Annotated in this window: 14 protein-coding genes and 2 pseudogenes; 13 read left to right on the top strand and 3 right to left on the bottom strand. The window is 40.8% G+C overall.

The features are described from left to right. Window positions 1–255: pseudogene (locus tag BACCOP_RS19505) on the bottom strand (IS1380 family transposase); the annotation flags it as partial. A 60-nt stretch (window positions 256–315) separates the two neighbouring features. Here BACCOP_RS19505 and BACCOP_RS03065 point away from each other — a divergent pair. From BACCOP_RS03065 to BACCOP_RS03050, 4 genes are read left to right on the top strand one after another with little or no spacing between them, the layout of a single operon-like run. After that, window positions 316–3270 (top strand): SusC/RagA family TonB-linked outer membrane protein, encoded by a 2955-nt coding sequence (locus BACCOP_RS03065; protein WP_007566174.1) that lies wholly within the window; start codon window positions 316–318, stop codon window positions 3268–3270. 12 nt (window positions 3271–3282) lie between these two features. Next, on the top strand, window positions 3283–4893 hold the full coding sequence (locus BACCOP_RS03060) for a RagB/SusD family nutrient uptake outer membrane protein (RefSeq protein ID WP_007566172.1): 1611 nt from the start codon (window positions 3283–3285) through the stop codon (window positions 4891–4893). A 33-nt stretch (window positions 4894–4926) separates the two neighbouring features. Further along, window positions 4927–6123 (top strand): esterase, encoded by a 1197-nt coding sequence (locus BACCOP_RS03055; protein WP_007566171.1) that lies wholly within the window; start codon window positions 4927–4929, stop codon window positions 6121–6123. Window positions 6124–6134: 11 nt separating this feature from the next. After that, window positions 6135–8489 (top strand): beta-glucosidase, encoded by a 2355-nt coding sequence (locus BACCOP_RS03050; RefSeq protein WP_007566169.1) that lies wholly within the window; start codon window positions 6135–6137, stop codon window positions 8487–8489. Window positions 8490–8983: 494 nt separating this feature from the next. Here the strand turns inward: BACCOP_RS03050 and BACCOP_RS03045 are convergent. Next, window positions 8984–10269: pseudogene (locus BACCOP_RS03045) on the bottom strand (glycoside hydrolase family 20 zincin-like fold domain-containing protein). A gap of 422 nt (window positions 10270–10691) precedes the next feature. Between BACCOP_RS03045 and metG the strand changes: the two are divergent. The 9 genes from metG to BACCOP_RS02995 all read left to right on the top strand — a co-directional run bounded on the left by metG (window position 10692) and on the right by BACCOP_RS02995 (window position 21726). After that, the gene (gene metG, locus BACCOP_RS03035) at window positions 10692–12734 is read left to right on the top strand and encodes a methionine--tRNA ligase (RefSeq protein ID WP_007566160.1); all 2043 of its coding nucleotides are present in this window, start codon (window positions 10692–10694) and stop codon (window positions 12732–12734) included. A gap of 107 nt (window positions 12735–12841) precedes the next feature. After that, window positions 12842–14296 (top strand): lipopolysaccharide biosynthesis protein, encoded by a 1455-nt coding sequence (locus tag BACCOP_RS03030; RefSeq protein ID WP_007566158.1) that lies wholly within the window; start codon window positions 12842–12844, stop codon window positions 14294–14296. Further along, window positions 14293–15213, top strand: a complete 921-nt coding sequence (locus BACCOP_RS03025; RefSeq protein ID WP_148315645.1) for a hypothetical protein — start codon at window positions 14293–14295, stop codon at window positions 15211–15213. Before BACCOP_RS03030 ends, BACCOP_RS03025 begins: the two co-directional genes overlap by 4 nt. A 5-nt stretch (window positions 15214–15218) precedes the next feature. Beyond that, complete coding sequence (locus BACCOP_RS03020) at window positions 15219–16223, top strand: hypothetical protein (RefSeq protein WP_040311759.1); 1005 nt, start codon at window positions 15219–15221, stop codon at window positions 16221–16223. A gap of 25 nt (window positions 16224–16248) precedes the next feature. After that, on the top strand, window positions 16249–17139 hold the full coding sequence (locus BACCOP_RS03015) for a glycosyltransferase family 2 protein (protein ID WP_040311758.1): 891 nt from the start codon (window positions 16249–16251) through the stop codon (window positions 17137–17139). Between the two features lie 3 nt (window positions 17140–17142). After that, on the top strand, window positions 17143–18054 hold the full coding sequence (locus BACCOP_RS03010) for a glycosyltransferase family protein (RefSeq protein ID WP_007566150.1): 912 nt from the start codon (window positions 17143–17145) through the stop codon (window positions 18052–18054). A 52-nt stretch (window positions 18055–18106) separates the two neighbouring features. Then, complete coding sequence (locus BACCOP_RS03005) at window positions 18107–19369, top strand: glycosyltransferase family 4 protein (protein WP_007566148.1); 1263 nt, start codon at window positions 18107–18109, stop codon at window positions 19367–19369. Further along, complete coding sequence (locus BACCOP_RS03000; protein ID WP_007566146.1) at window positions 19362–20117, top strand: glycosyltransferase family 2 protein; 756 nt, start codon at window positions 19362–19364, stop codon at window positions 20115–20117. Before BACCOP_RS03005 ends, BACCOP_RS03000 begins: the two co-directional genes overlap by 8 nt. Before the next feature lie 73 nt (window positions 20118–20190). Beyond that, window positions 20191–21726: a M48 family metalloprotease gene (locus BACCOP_RS02995; protein WP_007566145.1), complete on the top strand. Its 1536-nt coding sequence runs from the start codon at window positions 20191–20193 to the stop codon at window positions 21724–21726. A 266-nt stretch (window positions 21727–21992) separates the two neighbouring features. Here BACCOP_RS02995 and BACCOP_RS02990 read toward each other — a convergent pair whose 3' ends face one another. Then, on the bottom strand, window positions 21993–24488 hold the full coding sequence (locus tag BACCOP_RS02990) for a hypothetical protein (RefSeq protein WP_007566140.1): 2496 nt from the start codon (window positions 24486–24488) through the stop codon (window positions 21993–21995). Between the last annotated feature and the right edge of the window lie 24 nt (window positions 24489–24512).

Below are 24512 nucleotides of genomic sequence, written 5' to 3'. Positions count from 1 at the left end.
CAGGTGCGGAGTTTGGGGTGAAGGGAAAGATGACTCATTTAAGTGGGCGGTGACATCCTCAACGCAAGAACCGCCGCAGAAGTAAACGCATAGGAGGGAGCGGATGATTTCGCTGTATTGATAACCATAGAGTTTGCATCTCAACCCAAGTGTTGAGTCAATTGTAGAGGAGAGAAGGGAGGTAAATTGCTCCATGATTGGAAATATGCCTCCAAAAGGAGTGAGTCTTTCGGATTTTATTGCTACCTTTGCCATGCCTGTTGCGGTTTTCTTTGTCTTTGGATTCGCAACACTAAGGTAAGTGAAAACGCTGACATGGCAAAAACCTGGGCAACAAAATGTTGCTCAGGAACTTATAAAAATAATTATCAATTATGTTGCGGAATTAAGGTATTGAACGTTGCAAAAGGACGTATCCTTGTATTCTCTTATGTAGGTTATACCACTCAGGAAATCGCAGTCAACCAACCTTCTTTAACCGTTTCGCTGAAAGAAGATACGCAAACCCTGAACGAGGTTGTAGTTGTAGGATATGGTGTTCAGAAAAAGAGTTCTGTTACTGGTTCTATCTCACAGGTAAAAGCTGAAGATATGGAAAACCGTTCGGTTACTACCGTACAGTCCGCTTTACAAGGTAAGACTTCGGGTGTACAGGTCATTTCTTCATCTGCAGCTCCGGGAGAAGCTCCTACTATCCGTGTACGTGGTTTTTCTTCTAACGTAGCTTCAGACCCTCTTTATGTAGTAGATGGTGTACGCCTTTCTGATATTTCAGGTATCGATCCTAACGATATCGCTTCTATAGAAGTATTGAAGGACGCAGCTTCAGCTGCCATCTATGGTGCAGAAGCTGGTAACGGTGTTATTCTGATTAGTACCAAAAAGGGCAAAACCGGACAAGGAAAAGTCGTTTACGACTTCCAGTACTCCATTCAGTCACTTGGCAAAATGCCGAAGCTGATGAATGCAGAGGAATATGCTACATACATGGTAGAAGGTGGCGTATTCGAACAGTCAAAGATTAACAATAACTGGGATGGTGTTACAGATACAAACTGGGCTGACGTAGTCTTTGGAAACGGACAGATGCAGAAACATAACGTGTCATTCTCTAATGGAAATGAAAAAGGGAACTATTATCTTTCTTTATCATATCTGGACAACAATGGTATTGTCAGAGGAGATGCAGACTTCTACAAACGTCTGACAGGTTCTGTCAACGCAGATTATCAGATTAAAGACTGGTTAAAAGTAGGAACAACCAACCAGATTGAAAAATACAATTACCGCAAACTGTCAGGAAACAACGCTTACGGTAGTTTCTTCCAGGCCGTTATGGAACTTGATCCACTCACTCCAAGTACATATAGTCCGGATAATTTACCAGCTAATATGCAGGCAGCACTCGATAATGGCAAAACTCTGCTGACTGACGAAAATGGAAATTACTATGCAGTTTCCAACTTTGTAGAATCGGAGAACTATCATCCGATGATTATGCGCGACAATACTGTACCTAAAAACAGTGGATTCAATGTAAACGGTTCTGTATACGGAGAACTGAAACCATTCGACGGATTCGTATTTACCTCACGTTTCGGCTACCGCTTGTCTGGTACTCGTTCTTCAACAGTCAACCTGCCATTTTACGGCAACTCTGTTCAGAACAATGATTATATGTCTATCAGCGGTACATCAAGCACTTCTATCTATTGGCAGTGGGAAAACTTCGCCAACTACATCAAGACTTTCAATAAACATACCATCAACGCTATGTTGGGTATGTCTTACCAGGAATCTACATACGATTATATTACCAGTGGATTCAGCGCAAACGGAGCAGATGCCATCACCAACAGAGATCCGTCATTCTGGTATCTGAATTATGGAGACCCTTCAGCAAGTAAATCAATACAAGGTGAAAAGACCCGTACAGCCAAATATTCATATTTCGGACGTGTAGGATATGACTTTGCCGGAAAATATATGTTGCAAGCTTCACTTCGTGCCGATGCAGCCGATTTGTCTTATCTCCCTTTGGAAAAACGCTGGGGATACTTCCCTGCCGTATCTGCCGGATGGACTATCTCTGAAGAAAACTTCTTCACTCCGTTGAGAGATGTAGTATCAAGCCTGAAACTACGTGCCAGCTGGGGACAGAATGGTAGCCTTGCTGCATTAGCAAGCAACCTTTACGGTTACGGAACTACCATGGTAACAGCCGGATATTATCCGTTCGTTCCTGGTAATAACTATACAACAGGTATTCGTCCGAATAGTTTGGGTAATGATGAATTGAAATGGGAAACTTCTGAACAAATTAACGTCGGTCTGGATGCTCGTTTATTCAACGACCGCCTGACTCTTTCTATGGACTGGTTTAACAAGAAGACTAAAGATTTGCTTATCACTGGTACAACTCCTTCACTCATTATTGGCGGAACAACTTCACCGATCAATGCCGGTAATGTAAGCAACAAAGGTTTTGAATTTGAAATAGGATGGAGAGATAACATCGGTGATTTCAATTATAGCATCAAAGGAAATCTGGCAACCTTGAAGAACAAAGTTACTTATCTGGATCCGTCACTCACCAGAGCTAACGGAACAACATTCCATACAAATACAATTACCTATTTCGAAGAAGGATATCCGGTTTACTACTTCCGTGGATATCGCTGCGAAGGCATCAACCCAGAAGATGGAGAACCGATTTTCGCTGATTTGGATAACAATGGCATCATAAACGAAGATGACAAGACTTACATCGGCGATGCTATTCCTGATTTCACATATGGCTTGACACTGACAGCAGCATGGAAAGGACTTGACCTGACAATCTTTGGTTCAGGAAGTTACGGAAATGACGTATTCAGCTGTATCAACCGTCCAGACCATGCTTCTGCCAACAAACTGAGTGAAGTATTCTATAAAGACCGTTGGACTCCTGAACATACCAATGCTACTGCTCCAAGAGCTAACGCTTTGAGCCTGGACAAATATACCGTATCTGATGCCATGGTATTCGACGGTTCATATTTCAAAATCAAACAGATTCAGCTGGGGTATTCATTACCGAAACAATGGATAAATAAGGTATTCATCAATAACCTGCGTCTGTATGTATCACTGGAAGATTTCTTTACTTTCACCAGTTATCCAGGCTTCGATCCTGAAGCATCAGCAAACGCTACAAGCGGTATGGGTATTGATATGGGTACATATCCAAGCGCAAAGAAAGTTATGTTAGGCTTTAATGTTGAATTTTAATCGAATAATATTATGAAAAAGAAACTATATATAGCACTTGCTGCAGGAATGTTTTGCATGACATTGGCAACCGGATGCGAAGACAGACTCAATATTGCAAAACATGGAGATGTGGGAAGCCAGGAAACATATTACCAGACAGACGATGAAGCCGAAGCTGCCGCAGCTGCCTTATACTTATCTGTCAGATCACAACATTACAACTGGTTCTTTGTCAAGAATCTGTTATCAGATGATATGTATACTGGCGGAGGTGCACGAGGTGACAATGGAGAAATGGAACGTCTGAACGAAATGACATTTGGTTCAGATCATGGCATGATTACCAGTCTGTATTCCGGACTATACAATATCGTATATAATGCCAACCTGATAATAGAAAAAGTAGCACCCGATAGTGAAGTAAAACGCAGAGCCATTGCCGAAGCTAAATTCTTCCGCGCCTTCTCATACTTCGAGCTGGTTACTCTCTGGGGAAATGTACCTAAGGTAGACCATCTGCTTGCTCCAGATGAATATAGAAAAGGGAATACACCCGCAGAAGAATTGTGGGCTTTCATCGAATCAGACTTGAATGCAGCAGTAGGAGATCCTGACGGAGCAAGCGACCTGCCTTCTAAAGAAAACATAGACGATGATGTAACCAATATCAGAGTGACAAAGGAAGCTGCCATGGCTTATCTGGGTAAAGCTTATCTGTTCCAGGGAAAATATAATGAAGCTGCCAGCATATTGGACAAAGTTATCAGTTCAAACAAATATGGACTGTATCAAGGAGAATATGGCAATCTGGCACACGTAAAAGCAAATAATTGCAGAGAATCTATTCTGGAAGCACAAATGCGTAATGACCCGGAACAGATGTGGAACCAGTTTACTCAGCTATACTGTATGCTGGGATGGCGTTCCTCAATGCTCAATTTTGACCAGTCGGCCTCAGCCTTTTCACAAGGTTGCTACGGTTTCGGTAACCCTACAAAATCACTGTATGATGCATTTGTAGCTGAAGAAACTGCCGATGGTTACCGCTTGAACCAGACTATCATTACCTATAAACAATTGGAAAGTTTAGGAATCTCATTAAGAGACGGTAACATCATGGTAGGTAACGAAGGCTATTTTTCATGGAAATACCGCGCTCTGAAAGAAGATTGCATGTACGATAATCCGGGACTTCAGTTCTATCAATACATCAATTTGCGCTTCATGCGCTATGCAGAAGTCTTACTGATGGCAGCCGAAGCTCATGTACAGGCAGGAAGCGGACAGGACAAGGCTCTGAACTATATCAATGAAATCAGACAACGTGCACAGCTGGCTCCTTTGTCGACAGTTACCTTAGATGACATCAAGACAGAAAAGCGTCTGGAATTATGTATGGAAGGTGTCCGTTACCAAGATCTTATACGCTGGGGAGATGCCGAAGAAGTATTGAAAGAGCAAGGACACTATGTTCCTTCATTGGTTATGGACAAAAAAGTATCCGAAGAACCGACTGTAAAGAAAGAAGGCTTTGTCAATCAGCAAGGCTATGGATTTAAGAAAAACAAGAGTGAATTATTACCTATTCCTGAAAAAGAAATGTCATTGAATCCTAACATGACACAAAACCCAGGCTGGTAAAAAAGAATATAATCAATTAAAAATATTATAGTTATGAAAAAAATAGTATTATATGTAGGTGCATTTTTATTCAGTATCGCTGGATATGCACAACAAGCTTTATGGGGTGGGGGCGATATCGTTTCCCCCCAGATAAACAAAGATAATTCAGTAACATTCCGCATTCTTGCTCCTAAAGCATCTAAAGTAGAGATTGAAGGGGACTTTCTACCTGCGCAAAAAATCAAGACTCCTTTTGGAGAAGTAGAAGCTCCGGGAAGAGTTCAGCTGAAAGAAGGTAAGAATGGGGTTTGGGAATATACATCGTCTATTCTTCCAAGCGAAATGTATAACTATTCGGTATATGTCAACGATTTTAAAACAACCGATCCGAGCAACGTATACCAGAATCGCGATATTGCTACCATTACCAATTACTTCCTGATAGGAAACGGACAAGCTGATTTATACATGGTACAGGATGCACCTCATGGAACTGTATCGAAAGTATGGTATAACTGCCCTACACTGGGTATGGAGCGTCGTCTGACAGTCTATACTCCTGCCGGTTATGAAAGCAGCAACAAGAAATATCCAGTCTTATACTTATTGCATGGAGCCGGAGGAGATGAAAATGCCTGGGTAGAACAAGGACGTGCAGCACAAATCATGGATAATCTGATTGCTCAAGGTAAAGCCGAACCAATGATTGTAGTTATGCCTAACGGAAACGGTGCACAACAAGCAGCTCCGGGTGAAGCTCCCAACAGCATGGTTAAACCTCAGTTCATGAATCCTAAAACAATGGACGGAGAAATAGAGAAAGCTTTTCCTGATATCATAAAGTTTGTCGAAAAAACATATCGGGTAAAAAAAGATAAGAACAACCGTGCTATCTGCGGATTGTCTATGGGAGGATTCCATTCTCTGTATATATCAGCATATTATCCAAACAAGTTTGGTTATGTAGGTCTGTTCTCTGCTGCTACCAGCAAGCAAATCAACAACAAAAATACATCCGATGTATACGAGAACTTAGATCAGAAACTTGCTACCCAGTTCAGTAATCCACCTCGCTTGTATTGGATAGGAATCGGTAAAACAGATTTTCTATACAAGGATAACATTGACTTCCGTAAACAACTTGACGAAAAAGGATATAAATATACTTACGTAGAAACAGATGGAGGACATATCTGGAGAAACTGGCGTATATACCTGACAGAATTTGCTCCTTTGTTATTTAAATAATTAATACAGACATGAAAAAAGAATTAATTATAGGAATGGCCTTTTCGGCAGCAATACTGAGTTCATGCGGTCCTACAACTCCCCAATTAGGAAAATCTCCCATCAATGAAGTCATCAATGCAATGACTCTGGAAGAAAAAGCACATCTGGTAATCGGTACAGGTATGGCAGGATTTTCCGGTGACAGTGCTGTTATCGGAAAAACTAAAAAGTTAGTACCTGGTGCAGCTGGAACAACTTACCCAATCGAACGATTGGGTATTCCGGCTGTCGTACTAGCTGACGGTCCTGCCGGATTGCGCATTGACCCCACTCGTGAAGGAGATTCAGCAACTTACTATTGTACACACTTCCCTATCGGAACATTATTAGCTTCTACCTGGAATCAGGAACTGGTAGAAAACGTTGGTAAAGCCATCGGTAATGAGGTTTTGGAATATGGAGCCGACGTTTTGCTGGCACCGGCACTGAATATTCATCGTAATCCTCTTTGCGGACGTAACTTTGAATATTACTCAGAAGATCCGCTGGTATCTGGAAAAATTGCTGCTGCTTATGTAAGAGGTGTACAGAGCAACGGAGTGGGAACATCCATCAAACACTTTGCAGTAAACAATCAGGAAAGTAATCGTATGGCTGTAGATGCGCATGTATCGCCAAGAGCCTTACGCGAAATCTACCTGAAAGGATTCGAAATTGCAGTAAAAGAATCGAATCCATGGACCGTAATGTCTTCTTACAACTATCTGAACGGAGTCTATACTTCAGAAAATCCAGAGCTGCTTACTACCCTTTTGCGTGATGAATGGGGATTTAAAGGTATGGTTATGACAGACTGGTTTGGAGGTAAGGATGCAGTAGCACAAATGGAAGCTGGAAATGACATGCTGCAACCAGGACTCGACAGACAGTATGAAGCAATAGTCAACGCAGTAAAAGAAGGAAAATTGGATGAGGCAATCTTAAACCGCAATGTAGAACGTATTCTTAACATGATTCTGCAAACTCCTCATTTCAAAAAATACAACTATTCCAACAAACCCGATTTGCAGGCTCATGCCAATGTTACCCGCCAATCGGCTACCGAAGGTATGGTTTTACTGAAAAACGACAATCAGACTTTACCACTGAATTCCAACATTCAGAAAGTTGCATTGTTTGGATGTACTTCGTATAATTTCATTGCAGGAGGAACTGGTTCTGGAAATGTCAACCGTGCCTATACAGTTTCTTTGCTCGATGGATTGAAGAATGCTAATTTCCAGGTAAACGATGAATTGAAAAACATCTACCTGAAATATATTGCAGAAGAAAATGAGCGCAATAAACCTAAAGGAGATAATCCATTAGTAAAATTCTTACCCACTCCATTACCTACTGAAATGGCTCTGTCAGCAGATCAATTAAGTAACTGGGCTGCTCAAACAGATATTGCATTAATCACTTTAGGACGTATGTCGGGAGAATTTGTTGACAGAAAGGTTTCTGATTTCAATCTATCAAAAGAAGAATCTAAATTGATCAACGATGTATGCAGAACCTTCCATGCCGCAGGTAAAAAAGTTGTAGTTATCTTGAATATCGGTGGAGTGATTGAAACCGATTCATGGAAAAATCTGCCGGATGCTATCCTCTGTGCCTGGCAGGCAGGACAAGAAGGTGGTAATAGTGTAGCAGATATCTTGAGCGGAAAGGCTTATCCATCAGGTAAACTAACAATGACTTTCCCTGTTAAATTTGAAGATGCAGCTTCATCTGCCAACTTCCCGACAGAAGGTGCTATGGGCAATCTGAGTAACATGGCCGATCCTAAAGAAAAGAAGTCTGATGTAAAACTGTGGGACTATACAGATTATGAAGAAGATATCTACGTAGGTTACCGTTATTTTGACAGTTTTGAAAAACAGGTTTCTTATCCATTCGGATATGGTTTGTCATACACAACATTTGAATACGGAAATCCAAAAGTGAAAACTGAAAATGGAATCTATACCGTAACCGTAGATGTTAAAAATACAGGCACACAGTCAGGAAAGGAAATCGTAGAACTTTATATTTCCGCACCTAAAGGAGGAGAATTGAATAAACCAGAAAAAGAATTAAAAGCATTTGCCAAGACTAAAGAATTAAATCCTGGCGAAACAACATCCGTTACAATGGAAGTAAAAGCATTCGATCTGGCTTCTTACAACGAGAATTCTTCTGCATGGGTAATAGACGGTGGTAATTATCAATTCTTGATAGGAGCTTCTTCACGTGATATCAAAGCTACATTAAATGTAGTAGTTACTGGTGGAGTTGAAAAGACTAATAATATATTGCATCTGCAAAGTCCTATCAATATACTAAAAAATAACCCATTCTGATGAACACATGCTTTTCTACAAATAAAAATGCGGATATAGCATGAACCATATCATCTTTGAGTACAGCAACTTAAAGATTGATAACAATAAATTCACAGCTGAACGATATACTGCCTCTGGTAATAAAATAAAAGCTGACAACCACACCAGATAAAAAGCATATCGTTTTCAGCTGTGATTAGATTACTTCTCTCACACCTGATCTACGCCGCTTACATATCAACAAAGTAATATGATGACTAACCTTTAATAATGAAAATCGGATATTGGAAAAGGTAAATTTAAGATTCAGTGTGGTAACAAAACCTTATTATACCCACTGACAAAAACAACGGCTACCCAAATCTATGAAGACTTCAGGTAGCCGTTTTTAACTTATCGTATAGTTTGGACCAATCTACTTCGGTTTACTTTTAGAAAAGCCCGATATATTCATTAACTTTCAGGGCACTATACGAAACAAGATCAAACTCTTATCATAAAATTATATTGTATCAACGTGGAGTACATATTAAATTTTTCACCTTCCCATTGAATCCCATTTGAGTATCTCCTAATTGCTTCAATGGGAATATCAAGGTTTCCTGATACCATATACGGTCTTTTCTCTGATGCTTAACATTGAATACTTCACCTATGCGTCCTTCCAGTCTTTCCAGAAGTTGCCCGTCTACAAACAAAGAAGTGCCTTTTATATCTCCTTCTATCCGTATCTTAGTCCACTTTTCTACTGGCAAACGATAAGCATGAAATACAAATTCATATCCATCACGACGGAAAGCAAACTTGCCTGTATTTTGCCAGTTCGTTATAAATTCCGAATGAGGCCCCTTGAACAATATAGCATCAATGTTTGGAATAGAATCCGGATAAATTTCAAACTCCACAGCATAAGGATAACCTATTTCGTCAACAGAAGTAGTCACCACATCTGTTTATACAAATCCAGATGATCCATACCATACTCTTTGTTGTCAGCTGCTAATCGAGGATTATAATGGGTAAAAGCTAAGGAATGAGCTGGTACGTCTATTTCCGGAATCACATTCACTCCATAGGTAGCGGCCATTTTCTGAAAATCCTGAAACTCAGCCTTTGTATAAGATCCATCCTTTGCAGTCAGACCGGGATAACGCTCACTTTCTAACCGGAAGGCTGCATACGTCTTGTCCCAGTCATTTCCGAAAAACTCAACAAAGCCATTGTCATTCAAATGAACTTGTAACTCATTCAGTTTATAGAATGAAAGGATTTTTACATAATCACGCAGGTAATCCATTGTAAAGAACTTACGTGCCACATCAATCATGAATCCTCGGTTCGGATACAATGGAAAATCTGTAGCCTGCCCTCTCATCAGCCCATCCGGCTGATTATGAATCATCTGCAACAAGGTTCTCGTCCCCCAAAATACACCTTTAGCAGTAGGAGCTTCAATAGTTACTCCATTACGTACATCCATCCGATATCCTTCATCACCTAATGTCTTATCTGGTTTACTTAAAGTCAAAAACACAGCCCCTTTTTCTTGTTTACCAATTACCACACGATAATTCCAGCCAAACATCTCTTTCAGATCTTGCACCAGAATCTCAGCACTTTGCTTTAATGCCCCTTCCTCATCTGAAGATATAATCACCTTGCCCGATTCCGGCAATACCATTTTGCCTTTGGTCGGTTTCCACTGCTGCAATGCAGGAATTACTTGTGGTACGTTTTGAGCTACAACTGTCATCAACCCGCATAACCACATTATACCAAATAAAATCAGATGTTTCATTTTATTAGATTTTAAATTTAAGGTTTTGAAATAAGATATCATTGAAAATCAGAACATAAAGCTTAAAGTATTACTAATAATAAAAGATTTTCACTGTCGTTTCAGCAGTTAAAATTACATAGATTATTGTATAGCAAGTGATTATTAGACAGAATTTGTAGAAATGCATAAAAACATTGTAATAACTTTAGCAGTCGGATACAGATTTCTAGAAAAGTCAAACAACAATCAACGCCGTATGTTCCAAGCCATTCCAAATCTTTTTAAAGAAATTTCGATCTTTCTTATAACGATAAATACGATAACCCAGATAAAAAGAAAAGAGAAAATTCTCTTAGCCATTTTCCATCAATGATAATTCCCAAATAATCCTTATCTTTGCGCATCATAAGTTTGCAACTTAAAATAAACTATATACGTATATGGAAAAAAAATTCAAACGAACAACCGTTACATCAGCTCTACCATATGCTAACGGTCCGGTTCATATCGGACATCTGGCTGGAGTTTATGTACCAGCGGACATCTATGTGCGCTACCTGCGCCTGAAAAAAGAAGATGTTTTATTTATCGGAGGATCGGATGAACACGGAGTACCTATCACTATCCGTGCAAAAAAAGAAGGAGTCACTCCGCAAGATATCGTAGACCGCTACCACACACTGATTCGCGACTCATTCAAAGAGTTCGGAATTTCGTTTGACGTGTATGGACGTACCTCTTCTAAAATTCATCATGATACCGCATCTGACTTCTTCCGTAAGCTGTACGATAAAAATGAATTTATCGAAAAGACTTCCATGCAGTATTACGACGAAGAAGCTCATACATTCCTTGCAGACCGTTATATCACTGGAGAATGCCCGCGCTGTCACGCAGAAGGAGCTTATGGCGACCAATGTGAAAAATGTGGAAGTACACTCTCTCCTACTGAACTGATTAACCCGAAAAGTGCAATCAGCGGAAGTCAGCCTGTAATGAAAGAAACTAAACACTGGTATCTGCCACTCGACAAACACGAAAGTTGGTTGCGCCAGTGGATCCTGGAAGATCATAAAGAATGGCGTCCGAATGTATATGGACAATGTAAGAGCTGGCTGGATATGGGCCTTCAACCACGTGCCGTAAGCCGTGACTTGGACTGGGGTATTCCTGTACCGGTAGAAGGAGCCGACGGTAAAGTGCTTTATGTATGGTTCGATGCTCCCATCGGATATATTTCAAATACCAAAGAATTATTGCCTGACTCATGGGAAAAATGGTGGAAGGATCCGGAAACACGTCTTATCCACTTCATCGGAAAAGATAATATCGTATTCCACTGCATCGTATTCCCGGCTATGCTGAAAGCAGAGGGTAGCTATATCTTGCCTGACAACGTTCCAGCCAATGAATTCCTGAATCTGGAAGGTGACAAGATTTCAACATCACGCAACTGGGCAGTATGGTTGCACGAATATCTGCAAGATTTCCCAGGAAAGCAGGATGTATTGCGTTATGTTCTGACAGCCAATGCTCCAGAAACAAAAGATAACGACTTTACATGGAAAGATTTCCAGGCTCGCAACAATAATGAACTGGTAGCTGTATACGGAAACTTCGTAAACCGTGCGATGGTACTTACTAACAAGTACTTCGATGGTAAAGTTCCTGCTTGTGGTGAATTGAATGATTACGACCGTGATACACTGAAAGAATTTGCTGACGTAAAAGCAGAAGTAGAAAAACTGCTGAATGTCTTTAAGTTCCGTGATGCACAGAAAGAAGCAATGAATCTGGCACGTATCGGAAACAAGTATCTTGCCGATACAGAACCTTGGAAGCTTGCCAAGACAGATATGAACCGTGTTGCTACTATTTTGAACATTTCATTGCAGTTGGTTGCTAACCTGGCAATTGCTTTCGAACCGTTCCTGCCTTTCAGCAGTGAAAAGTTACGTCATATGCTGAATATGGAAAGTTTTGAATGGGAACAACTGGGACGTACCGACTTGTTATCAGAAGGTCATCAGCTCAACAAGCCTGAATTGCTATTCGAAAAAATAGAAGACGAAACAATTCAAGCACAAGTAGACAAATTGCTTGCAACTAAAAAGGCAAACGAAGAAGCTAATTATAAAGCTAATCCAATCAAGCCAACCATTGCATTCGAAGAATTTGAAAAACTTGATATCCGAGTAGGAACTGTATTGGAATGTGAAGTAGTTCCTAAAATGAAGAAACTGCTGAAGTTCAAGATTGCCGACGGTCTGGAGAACCGTACAATCGTGAGCGGCATTGCCCAGCACTACAAACCGGAAGAACTGATAGGTAAGCAAGTCTTATTTATTGCTAACCTTGCTCCACGTCAGTTTAAGAACGGACTGGTCAGTGAAGGTATGATTCTTTCTGCCGAAAACTTCGATGGCTCGCTTGCCGTAACTTCAGTATTGAAAGAAGTAAAACCAGGAAGTGAAGTGAAATAATTCTTCCTTCTGCAATATTAGTAAGCGGAGAATCTCAAATCCTCAAAACTTGAGATTCTTCGCTTTCATTACCACTACACCTATCCACACTAAAACGCTTGTAACACATGCCCGAACAATCACTTAAAGAAAAAACCGCCAAAGGACTTCTGTGGGGTGCGATCAACAACGGAGTTCAGCAAATTCTTGTTCTTGCTTTTGGCATTATTTTAGGGCGATTGCTTTCTCCATCCGAATACGGTATGGTAGGTATGCTTACAATATTTACCCTGATTGGTAACTCGCTACAAGAAAGCGGATTTCGTGCCGCATTGGTTAATCTGAAGGAAATCAGGCATGAGGACTATAACGCTGTATTCTGGTGCAGCACGTTTATCGGAATAGCAGCATACCTGATTTTATTCTTCTGTGCCCCGTTAATAGCTCGTTTTTACGGAGAGCCGGAATTATTGCCATTATCCCGTTATTGCTTTCTCGCCATACCGATAGCCAGCTTAGGAACCGTACAAGGAGCATATCTCTTCCGCAATCTGAAAGTACGACAGCAAGCCATATCAGGAATACTCGCACACATCATATCAGGATGTCTGGGAGTCACATTAGCCTTTTATGGGTTTTCTTATTGGGGTATCGCCACTCAAAGCCTTACTTACCTGATAGTTGTAACTCTCTGCTCCTGGCATTTTTCATCATGGCGTCCAACATTGCATATCGATTTCAGTCCGCTGAAACCTCTTTTTTCATTCAGCAGCAAAATTTTGATAACTAACATTGCCAATCAGATAAACAACAACATCCTATCGGTTGTACTAGGTAAATTCTTTACTTCGCAATCAGTCGGAAACTATAATCAGGCCAATAAATGGAATGCAACAGGGCATCAGTTTATCACAGGCATGCTAAACAGTGTGGCACAACCTATATTAGTAAAGGTACGCGACGACCAGGAACGAGAATTACGGGTTTTCCGGAAAATACTCCGATTCGTAGCTTTCATAGCTTTCCCTGCCATGTTTGGCTTATCAACGGTTACACGTGAACTTATTCTTATCACGGTAGGAGAAAAATGGACAGGCAGTATTTCTCTGATGCAACTATTATGCATAGGAGGAGCTTTCATCCCTATCAGCACACTGTTTTCAAATCTTATTATCAGTCAAGGGAAATCAAACATCTATATGTGGAATATCATATCACAAGTAGTTCTACAGCTGATAACAGTACTCTGCATCATCATGATGAAAGGCAGTATACAAACAATGGTGATAGTTTATGTATGTATCAATATCATATGGCTGTTTGTCTGGCGCACCTATGCCCATCGATTCATCGGTCTTAAGTTTCGTATGCTCATGTCCGACTTGCTTCCTTTCATGTTACCAGCTATTATTGCCTGCTGTATTGGAGGAATAGCAGCTTCATTGATTGGAGGACATATCATTGTGACTTTTATCATTAAGATATTAGTAGCTGCAATCTGTTACATGGGAATTATGAAACTAAGCAATGCAGAAATCATGCATGAATGTATCAATTACTTGCTAAAGAAAAAAGTATCATGAAAGGTAAACTGTATATCGTCAGTGCTCCGCGATTTATCTTCGACGGACTCACTCCCGACAGGCAAGAGAGAATCGTATATCTTCCCGACTTTTTAAGTTTCCCGAAAACTCGCTTCAAGCAACTGACAAGAGCATTACTTGTCGGACGTATACACTTGCCTAAGAAAATACTATATACCTGGTTTCAGAAAGAATATCTGGACCAGATGCTTCAGACCAAAGCAGGTGATGCCATTCTGATATATGAGGGATGTAATGTAAATGTATTGAAGGCAATCCGTTCTTTAATACCATCCGGAGTAACATGCCATATTTATTATTGCAATCCGATTCATACTACGTTCAAAAATCCATCAGAAGATTTAAAGAAAATACAGCAACTGGGATATGAACTCAGTACATTCGATCCGAAAGATGCAGAACGGTACAATATAAAATTCGCCAACCAGTATTTCAGATATCCGGCAGAAGATATACCAGAAGAACCTGCTTCCGACTGTTTTTTCTGTGGCTTAGCTAAAAACCGCATCCATGAATTACAGGCATTAAAAGAGCTGCTGGAAACAAACGCATTAACATGCAACTTTATTATACCCGAAACAGCTAAAGAAGGAATTTCATATGCAGAATATCTGAAACAACTGTCGCTGTCACGCTGCGTGATAGATATTAACCAATCCAATCAAACTGGTCTGACCCGACGGCCGTTAGAAGCTTTGTTTTATAATAAGAAGCTGATAACAAACAATGCAGATATCCGGCGATACAACTTCTATAATCCAAAAAATATATTTATTTTTGGGATAGACTCAACCGAATTTCTCAAAGAGTTCGTAAAAAGTCCTGTTGACAAAATACCCGAACAGATACGACAGCAATACGATATTAATACATGGATTGACCAATATTTACCTTGAAAGCCATGCATACACCAGTTAACTATATAACAACCTGGTTCTACAAAGAATCGAAAGAAGAAGCCAGTTTCTACCCCCAACTGGGACAGAAAGGAAGTTCCTCACTTGTACACTCCATTTACATGCAGATACAAGTACCTTTCTTCGTAACGTTCAAGCATTATAATCCAGATGCCCAATTTATCTTCTTCACCAATTTAAATCAGAAAGAGTTGCCCGACTATCTCATCCGGCTTTTCCATAAACTGAATGTAGAGGTCGTAACATTACCCTATACATGCAAACCACCTAAAGACTGGTATCCGGCATGGCAGAACCAGTTTTACTTGTACGATATTCTGAAGTACATGGACGGCCGGATGCTAGAAAATGATACATTACTCATCAGTGATGCCGATTGCTTGTGCCGTACACCTTTGAATACGCTCTTCGACGCTGTCCGTAAAGATGGAAGTGCACTTTATGAATTCATTACCGACAGAACATACTCCATCAACGGTATTACACTTCCCCAGATGGAAGAGGTATACCAGTCGTGCTACGGCAAGGAGGCAACAAGCTCTATCACGTATTATGGAGGGGAGTTCGTTGCCTTACGCAAAGATATAATCAGCAAAATAAATATCGCTTATCCTCAACTGTGGGCATTCAATCTGGAATACGGAAAACAACATCCGTTCAAGCTGAATGAAGAAGCCCATATATTGAGTTTACTTGCCGAACATTTGAACATACGGAACAAAACGGCAAACCGATATGTGAAACGTATGTGGACTACTCCTCATTTCAACAACGTGCAACCCGGCGACGAAAACTATCCGGTATGGCATTTGCCATATGAGAAAAAGCGGGGATTATACTACCTGTACAGATTGATAGGAGAAAAGAGTGAAATAACAGATGAAGCCGATTTCTGGGAAAAAGCAGGAAAATATACAGGCATTCCTCATATCAGTCTGAAGAAAAAAGTAAAAGACCGTCTTACCACATTATGGATGAAATTCAAATAATTTATCACGATAAACGACCAGCATGATGAAAATCCTGACAATCATTGTTTCATATAATTTCGAAAAATGGATAGAGCGATGTTTAGGCAGCTTGAAAGCATCATCACATCCTACCGATATTATCGTGATAGACAACTGTTCGAATGACCGGACGGTAGAGATTATTAAAACCCAATATACTTATGTAAGACTGATAGAAAACCATGCCAATTTAGGATTCGGCAAGGCTAATAATATCGGTATGCAGCTTGCATTAAAGGAAGGATATGATGCAGTTTTTCTGCTGAACCAAGACGCATGGATAGGAAGTGATACGCTTGCGACACTGGCAGAACAGTCTGTAAAGCATCCTGAGTTTGGCATTCTTTCTCCCGTACATTTAAACGGAAGCGGAGAAGAACTCGACAAAGGGTTTGCTTCATACGCTCAGCTCGCAAGCATCAATAACATTCCCCACAGACATGAGCCCATATCATGCCCGTTCATCAATGCTGCTTTTTGGTTTATTCCAGTCAGCACTTTACAGCGGACTGGAGGATTTTCTCCTCTCTTCTACCACTACGGAGAAGATAAAGATTATGTAAACCGCCTGCACTTCCATCAATATAAGATAGGCTATATTCCGACCATATATGGTTGTCACGACAGAGAATTCCGCAAAGTTTCTTTCGAAGGACTCTTGCGTGCGGAACGTGTCTATCTGCTTTCAGAATATGCCAATATCAATTATCGCTTCACACAAGCATTTGCTTACGGTATTTTGGCAGGAATCAAGAAACTTACAATAGCCCTTTTAAAAGGACATATCAAATATGCCAAAGGATATGCTTCTACCGTTTTCAGTTTACTCAAACAGAGTAAAGCTGTAATTCAAGTTCGTAAGCAAACCAAACAAATTCACGCCAGTTATCTTTAACCCATGACATACGCACCTATTCTGTTATTCGTCTACAACCGTCCGGAACATACCCGACAGGTTGTTTCTTCTCTGCTACACAACAAAGAAGCAGCAGACAGCCCTTTATTTATCTATGCCGACCAAAGCAAAAACCCTGAAAGTGATGCTGCTGTACAAGAGGTACGCCGATATATTCATAGTATCAGCGGATTTAAAACAATAACCATTATCGAACGTGAAACGAACTGGGGACTCGCACGCAACATCATCGATGGGGTAACAACACAAGTCAATCACTTCGGAAGGGTTATTGTACTGGAAGATGACTTGATAGTAGCTCCCTATTTTCTGAAATTTATGAATGATGCACTAGAGGTTTATAAGGACGAACAGCGGGTGGGACATATTCAGGCATGTGACTTTACAAAAGACATATCACTGCCTGATACTTTCCTTATCAAGTGGACAGGCAGCTGGGGATGGGCAACATGGAGCCGGGCATGGAAGCATTTCAACCCTGACGGCAAAGAACTGCTTGCACAACTGGAAGCACGTAACCTGACACGATACTTCGACTTTAACGGCAATTACCCTTTCACTCGAATGCTACGCCGGCAAATAGAAGGGAAAAATAACTCTTGGGCTATCCGCTGGAACGCCAGCCTTTTTCTAGCTGATATCTTATCGTTGAATGTAGGGAAATCACTGATACAAAATACCGGATTCGACGGAAGTGGAACAAACTGTGGTGGAGGTGGTCTGTACGACTCCACTCTATGGCAACAACCTCTTCCTGTAACACTTATTTCCCCGACAGAAGAAAATCAGACAGCACGAAAGGTATTCGAAAGATACTATCACCAGACAAATTGTTTCTGGGCAAAAGCAATTCGACGTATCAAACGCACGTTAAAGGGAGATTTTGGCGCCTGATTCGGAAGAAAAAAAATAAAATGAATTACCTTTGCACAAAATTCAGGAAGCAATGAGAGTATTAATCATCAATACTTCCGAGCGAATCGGAGGGGCAGCGATAGCGGCAAATCGTTTAATGGAGGCACTCAAAGGCAAAGGTATAAAAGCCAAAATGCTGGTGCGCGACAAACAGACAGATCAGGTTACAGTCGTACCACTGAAAAAATCATGGAGACATATCTGGCAGTTTGTTTGGGAACGTGTAATTATCTGGAAAGCAAACCATTTCAAAAAGCACAACCTTTTTGCTGTTGATATTGCCAGCATGGGAACGGATATCACTTCATTGCCGGAATTTCAGCAAGCCGATGTCATACATTTACATTGGATCAACCAAGGAATGCTTTCGCTGAAAGATATACAGAAAATCATTGATTCCGGAAAACCGGTCGTATGGACCATGCACGATATGTGGTCTATCACGGGCATCTGTCACCACGCACAAGACTGTACAAAGTATCAGACTCAGTGTCATACTTGTCCGTTGCTCTATAAAGGCTCCAAGCACGACCTCTCATATCAGGTTTTCCTGAAAAAACAGAAACTATACAAAAAAGCCAATATAACGTTCGTTGCTTGCAGCCAATGGCTCGAAGAACTTGCCAGACATAGTGTACTGGCTTTGGGACATTCGGTTACCAATATACCTAACCCCATTAATACCAACCTTTTCCGTCCGTTAAACAAAACACAGGTACGTAAGAACCTGAATTTACCGACTGACAAGAAACTACTTTTGTTCAGCTCGATGAAAATAACCGACCCGAAGAAAGGTATAGATTATCTGGTAGAAGCATGCAAGCTGATCCAGCAACAGCATCCTGATTTCTGCAGTTCACTGGGAGTAGTAGTCGTCGGAAAAGAGTCACAACAATATGCCGATCTTTTTCCCTTCCCCATCTATTGCCTGAGTTATGTAGGAAACGAAAAAGAACTGGTAAACATTTACAATGCTGTCGATTTGTTCGTAACACCTTCGCTACAGGAAAATCTGCCTAACACGATTGTAGAAGCAATGTCGTGCGGCATTCCATGTGTAGGATTTAACATTGGCGGCATTCCGCAAATGATTGACCACCTGCACAACGGCTATGTAGCCCAATACAAATCATCAGAAGACCTCGCCAATGGTATATGCTGGTCGCTGAATGAAGGAGATTATGCAAGCCTCAGCGAAGAGGCACGGCGAAAAGCTGTAGATACATATTCAGAGCAGACTGTCGCCATGAAATATATCAAGATTTACAACCATATTACAGGGGAAAATGCATAATATCACACATCTGCATCCGAAGTTTTCCATTATTACTGTAACCTATAATGCCGAAAACGTTCTGGAGGATACTATTCAAAGTGTCATAACCCAGACTTATAAAAATGTAGAATATATCATCGTAGACGGCAAATCGACCGACAAGACAATGGAAATAGTCGGCCGATACAAGGAACATATCCATACAGTTGTAAGCGAACGCGATAAAGGATTATATGATGCCATGAACAAAGGCATAGCCTTAGCCACGGGAGATTATGTATGTTTTCTGAATGCCGGCGACGAACTGCATGAAGATGATACCTTACAGTTGATGGTGCATTCACTGGCAGGACTTAACGAACTGCCGGACGTAATATACGGAGAAACAGCCATCGTGGATGAAGAAGGACATTTCTTACGGATGCGGAGACTTTCTGCTCCTGAACAACTTACATGGAAAAGTTTCCGTGAAGGTATGCTGGTCTGTCATCAAGCTTTCTTTGCCCGTCGTGACCGCGCAGTCAAATACGATTTGCACTATCGTTTCTCTGCCGACTTCGACTGGTGCATCCGTATCATGAAACAAAGTAAGATACTTCATAATACTCACCTTACTTTAATAGACTACCTGAACGAAGGGATGACTACACGCAACCACAAGGCATCGCTGAAAGAACGCTTTCGCATTATGTGCAAACACTACGGATATGTATCAACTGTCATGAGACATCTATGGTTTGCATTGCGACTGATACTTCACAAATAATAACGATGTTTCTTTTGATGGTCCAGTAAAAAACACTACATTGCGATACAGAAACTATAAACTTATCGCAATAATGAAACAACTTGTCCTAATTTTGTTCTTTTTATGTACTATATGTACAGAATTATCCGCGCAGAAAAATATCACTAGTCTTAGTCCGACTATCAACATCAAAGGAGTAGTAAAAGAAGATATCAGAGAGATAAAAGCCGGCACTCCTTTTACTCTCCAGCGCTTTGTAAAACTGACACAATACCAACCAAGCGACCCCAATTACCGGCAAGCAGTATTGATTGTCAACGGACAACAACAAGGTGTCGGCCTCAACGATATGTATAAGCTGGAGTTTACTCCTACCGATCCGAACACGTTCTGGTTGGCCGCACAGATCAACTCCAGACTGGTACAGTATTACGAAACCAAAGGACTTCAGGAAACCATGAGAAAAGAAATGGAAAATGAAGCCAACACCTATCTCGACGAGTTGGAAAAAGCAGGAATGATTTATGAGGACGCTGCCATGGAAGACTACGTACACTGTATCATGTTGAGTATGATTCCCAAAGAATTCATAGCCGAACGATATGGAATGCCTTATATACGTATACTGAAATCTCCCAATCCAGATATCTTGATGCTAAGCAATAATTGTATGCTGGTTTCAAGCGGATTGCTTACACTGCTCGATACGGAAGATGAATTATTTGGCATGCTTGCCAGAGAAACAGCACATTATGTTCTCGACCATGCTGTAATAACCGTCAACAAAAATATCAACCGCGCCAATCGGGCTGCCTTCTGGGGTGGTGTAGCCGATGTTGCAGGCCTGGCCATCGAAGCTGCGCTTTACAACAAATATGAAAACTATGTACCAGGAGCTATCTTTACAACCAATGCCATTGTACAGACACTGGTCAATTATGATATATACAACCGCATGGGACTGGATTATTCCAAACAACAGGAAAAGGAGGCCGATGACGTTGCTGTCCAGTTTATGCAATTCATGAAAAAAGATCCTTCCGCGCTGATTTCAGCACAGAATAAAATCCTGCAATATTATCTGGAAATAAAGGATAAAAGCGTATTGGAAAAATACGGTATATATAGCAGTCTGGAAGAAAGACTTACCAGATTGCAGAAAAAATACCCACTAAAGGAAACGGGAAAAGATCCTATCTACCTGAAACGTACAAGCGGATTGATCAGCTTCTCTGCAGCCATGATGGAATACAATCGGGATTATATACAGGCCATGAAGTTAGCCCAGAAAAATATAAATAACAAGATGGCTTCATCCGATGACTATGTAGTCATGGCAAAGTGTATCATGAAACAAGATAACAGTGCAGAAAGCAACCTGAACAGTTGGAAAATGCTGAAGAAAGCCGAATCACTGGGTGAGTTTTCTAATGTGAATATCTCAAAACAGAAGATTCTCTTATTGTTGCGCGACAATAAACAAAAAGATGCCGTTGCCGAAGTCAATCAATACATCCAAATGTTGAATGATATCAAACAGACTCCTCATAGTGAAACCGATGAACTATGGCTGGCAAAAGAATACCATTGGGCTACCACGTTGATGAAACAGTTATATATTCTGTAATTCTCTCAAAATAAAAGGATTACTACAAGAAAAAATTCATCAGCATAATAACAAGAAAATATCAGCATGTTTTCCTCCAAACATGCTGATATTTTTTTATTTTTCGTACAAATATTTTTCAGAAGAAAAGGAAGAGTTTTCAGAGAGCTCTTCGAGAGAAAATAATATGCCCTTTACTTCTTTATACAAACTCAATAGTATAAAAAGTAAAGGGCATATCTTATGTTAGTCTGACAAACATTTATATCAGACAAGCGGTGTCATACTTATTCTTTTCTTCGTTTACGAAGCTGCAAGACGACAGCAATAACTGCTACAACAGCCAATATTCCCAAAGCAACAAACGCAACAGTTTCGGTAACATGCAATGATTTCGGATCGAAAACAAAACGTACTGTATGTTTACCGGCCGGAACATTCATTGCACGAAGAATATAGTCGGCACGTCCGTGAACTGTTTCCTTATCGTCTATGTAAGATCCCCAACCCGGATAATAGATTTCAGAAAATACTACTACTCCACCCTTCTGAGAATTAACTTCATAAACCAGTTCATTCGGTTCATAACTTTTCAGAACAACTGTACTCAAGCTGTCTTTTCCTGCTCCCGAATCTTTTACAGCTTCGGCAAAGCGTTTGTCTACTACAGCCACTTTGGCAGGATCAATCTGATGAATAGCCTCTACTTCTTCGTTGGCATTGTTCACATACTGAACCTTATCTACAAACCAAGCGTTGCCCAAGGCATACGGATTGAATATAGGAGCTGTAGAACCACCCTGAAGCGGGAAAATAAAGTAACGGGTATTCAACATGTTCAGTACAGGGAAATGAACGGGATCTACCTTTGTCATATCTCCACCTGCTGCCGGAAGTTCTTTAAACAAGGCAGTCATTTCACCCTGGATATGCTCTTCTATCATTTCCTGATAACGGCGCAACTTGGCTGCGTGATAACCTCCGATACTCTTATGCCAGTACGAAGTCTGGTTTTCATTAAATGTATTGCTAGCCAGATTCAGTACACGATAATCGAGTGTCTTGTCTTCCAGAATCTTCTTATCCGTTTCCGAAGGTTGCAGGAAAGGCTGCATCTCTGTTCCTTTAGCCACAAACTGTTCGTCGTACAAATAACGCTTATTCACGCTCCACATATCTACCAGACACAATATAGTCAGCGTAGCGACAAGCAACCCGGCTTTCAGTTTTCCGGCACAATAAGCCCAAAGTAATGCCACACCAATCAATATGATAACAAAACTTCTCCAAGCATCCGACGTAAAGATAGCTACACGCATATCTTCCAGGTTCATCAGGATCGGAGCAAGCTGTTCTGCCGGAATAGCGTTTTGCAAAGCGCTCATTTCCATGCTCGAAACATACGACGGGAAGAATACACGCGGAGCAACAGCAAACAACAAGGCCAGTCCGCCTGTCAATCCCAGACTGATATAAAAAGCTTTTGCTTTTTCTTTTAATACAGAAGGATGTTCAATCACTTCCTTCAATGCCATGATAGCCAACAACGGAATGGTAAATTCTGCTATTACAAGAATAGATGATACAGCACGGAACTTATTGTACATCGGGATATAATCGATAAAGAAATCGGTCAGTCCCATGAAATTCTTTCCCCACGACAGTAAAATAGAGAACAGTGTACCGCCCAGCAAAGCCCATTTCATCGGACCTTTTACTATAAAGCAGCCCATAATAAACAGGAACATTACGAAAGCTCCCACATATACCGGTCCCGAAGTTCCAGGCTGTTCACCCCAGTACTGCCCTATCTGACTGTACAGTCCCATGTATGTCGGATCTGCTTTCTTCATAGCCGTTTCATTCTGTGAAAGAGGAACAGATGCCCCACCCTTTACATTAGGAACAAGCAATGAAAAAGTTTCTCCTATACCATAGCTCCACTGAGTAATATAATCACGCTCCAGTCCACTTCCGGTCTGATTGGCAGAGTGTTCTTTTACCAGTTCACTCTTTCCGCGCATACTTTCCTTACTGTACTGATATGTATGATATATATTCGACAGATTCACACATATTCCCAATATTCCGGCAACAACCAATACTCCAGTCGATTTCAAGAATTGCGGAAAACGTTTCTCCTTCCATGCCGAAACACCATAGGCTATTGCAATGAACAGCATGACAAAAAGGAAATAGTAAGTCATCTGCACATGGTTTGACACGATTTGTAAAGCAACAAACAATGCAGTCAGCAAACCACCCCACAAATATTTTCCTCTATATATCAAAACCATACCTGCGATAGTAGGCGGTATATAAGCAAGCGTTACAAACTTCCAGATATGTCCGGCAGCAATAATAATAAAGAAATAAGAAGAAAAAGCCCAGATAATAGCTCCCAGAGCAGATAGCCAGACTTTAAAATTGAATGCACGAAGCAGGATGTAAAAACCCAGCAGCATGATAAAAATATATCCGGCATAGGTAGGAAGAAACAGCCGGTAGATTTCCTGAACAAAGTTCAATGTACGACTCGACTCATATCCCGGAGCCAGCTGATAAGTCGGCATACCGCTAAACAATGAGTTTGTCCATCGGGTAGCCTTACCATGCTTTTCATAGTATTCCTGATGTTCTCTTCCCGCTCCGATACCTGCTACAGCATCATGTTGTGCCAGGATACGTCCCTCGGTAATAGCCGGAAAGAAATAGGCGACTGATATAATTGCAAAGAGTACAATCGCCACAATATCAGGGACAAGTTTCTTTAATTGATTCATACAGAAATAGTTTATTAATTAATG

Source organism: Phocaeicola coprocola DSM 17136 (assembly GCF_000154845.1).
Lineage (GTDB): Bacteria > Bacteroidota > Bacteroidia > Bacteroidales > Bacteroidaceae > Phocaeicola > Phocaeicola coprocola.
This window is presented reverse-complemented; position numbering and strand designations above follow the sequence as displayed.

Bases quoted from the DNA above. Each gene is read 5' to 3' on its own strand.
- BACCOP_RS03060 (WP_007566172.1), top strand. From the start codon at position 3,283: ATGAAAAAGAAACTATATATAGCACTTGCTGCAGGAATGTTTTGCATG.
- metG (WP_007566160.1), top strand. From the start codon at position 10,692: ATGGAAAAAAAATTCAAACGAACAACCGTTACATCAGCTCTACCATAT.
- BACCOP_RS03050 (WP_007566169.1), top strand. From the start codon at position 6,135: ATGAAAAAAGAATTAATTATAGGAATGGCCTTTTCGGCAGCAATACTG.
- BACCOP_RS03005 (WP_007566148.1), top strand. From the start codon at position 18,107: ATGAGAGTATTAATCATCAATACTTCCGAGCGAATCGGAGGGGCAGCG.
- BACCOP_RS02995 (WP_007566145.1), top strand. From the start codon at position 20,191: ATGAAACAACTTGTCCTAATTTTGTTCTTTTTATGTACTATATGTACA.
- BACCOP_RS03025 (WP_148315645.1), top strand. From the start codon at position 14,293: ATGAAAGGTAAACTGTATATCGTCAGTGCTCCGCGATTTATCTTCGAC.
- BACCOP_RS02990 (WP_007566140.1), bottom strand. From the start codon at position 24,488: ATGAATCAATTAAAGAAACTTGTCCCTGATATTGTGGCGATTGTACTC.
- BACCOP_RS03055 (WP_007566171.1), top strand. From the start codon at position 4,927: ATGAAAAAAATAGTATTATATGTAGGTGCATTTTTATTCAGTATCGCT.
- BACCOP_RS03015 (WP_040311758.1), top strand. From the start codon at position 16,249: ATGAAAATCCTGACAATCATTGTTTCATATAATTTCGAAAAATGGATA.
- BACCOP_RS03000 (WP_007566146.1), top strand. From the start codon at position 19,362: ATGCATAATATCACACATCTGCATCCGAAGTTTTCCATTATTACTGTA.
- BACCOP_RS03010 (WP_007566150.1), top strand. From the start codon at position 17,143: ATGACATACGCACCTATTCTGTTATTCGTCTACAACCGTCCGGAACAT.
- BACCOP_RS03030 (WP_007566158.1), top strand. From the start codon at position 12,842: ATGCCCGAACAATCACTTAAAGAAAAAACCGCCAAAGGACTTCTGTGG.
- BACCOP_RS03065 (WP_007566174.1), top strand. From the start codon at position 316: ATGGCAAAAACCTGGGCAACAAAATGTTGCTCAGGAACTTATAAAAAT.
- BACCOP_RS03020 (WP_040311759.1), top strand. From the start codon at position 15,219: ATGCATACACCAGTTAACTATATAACAACCTGGTTCTACAAAGAATCG.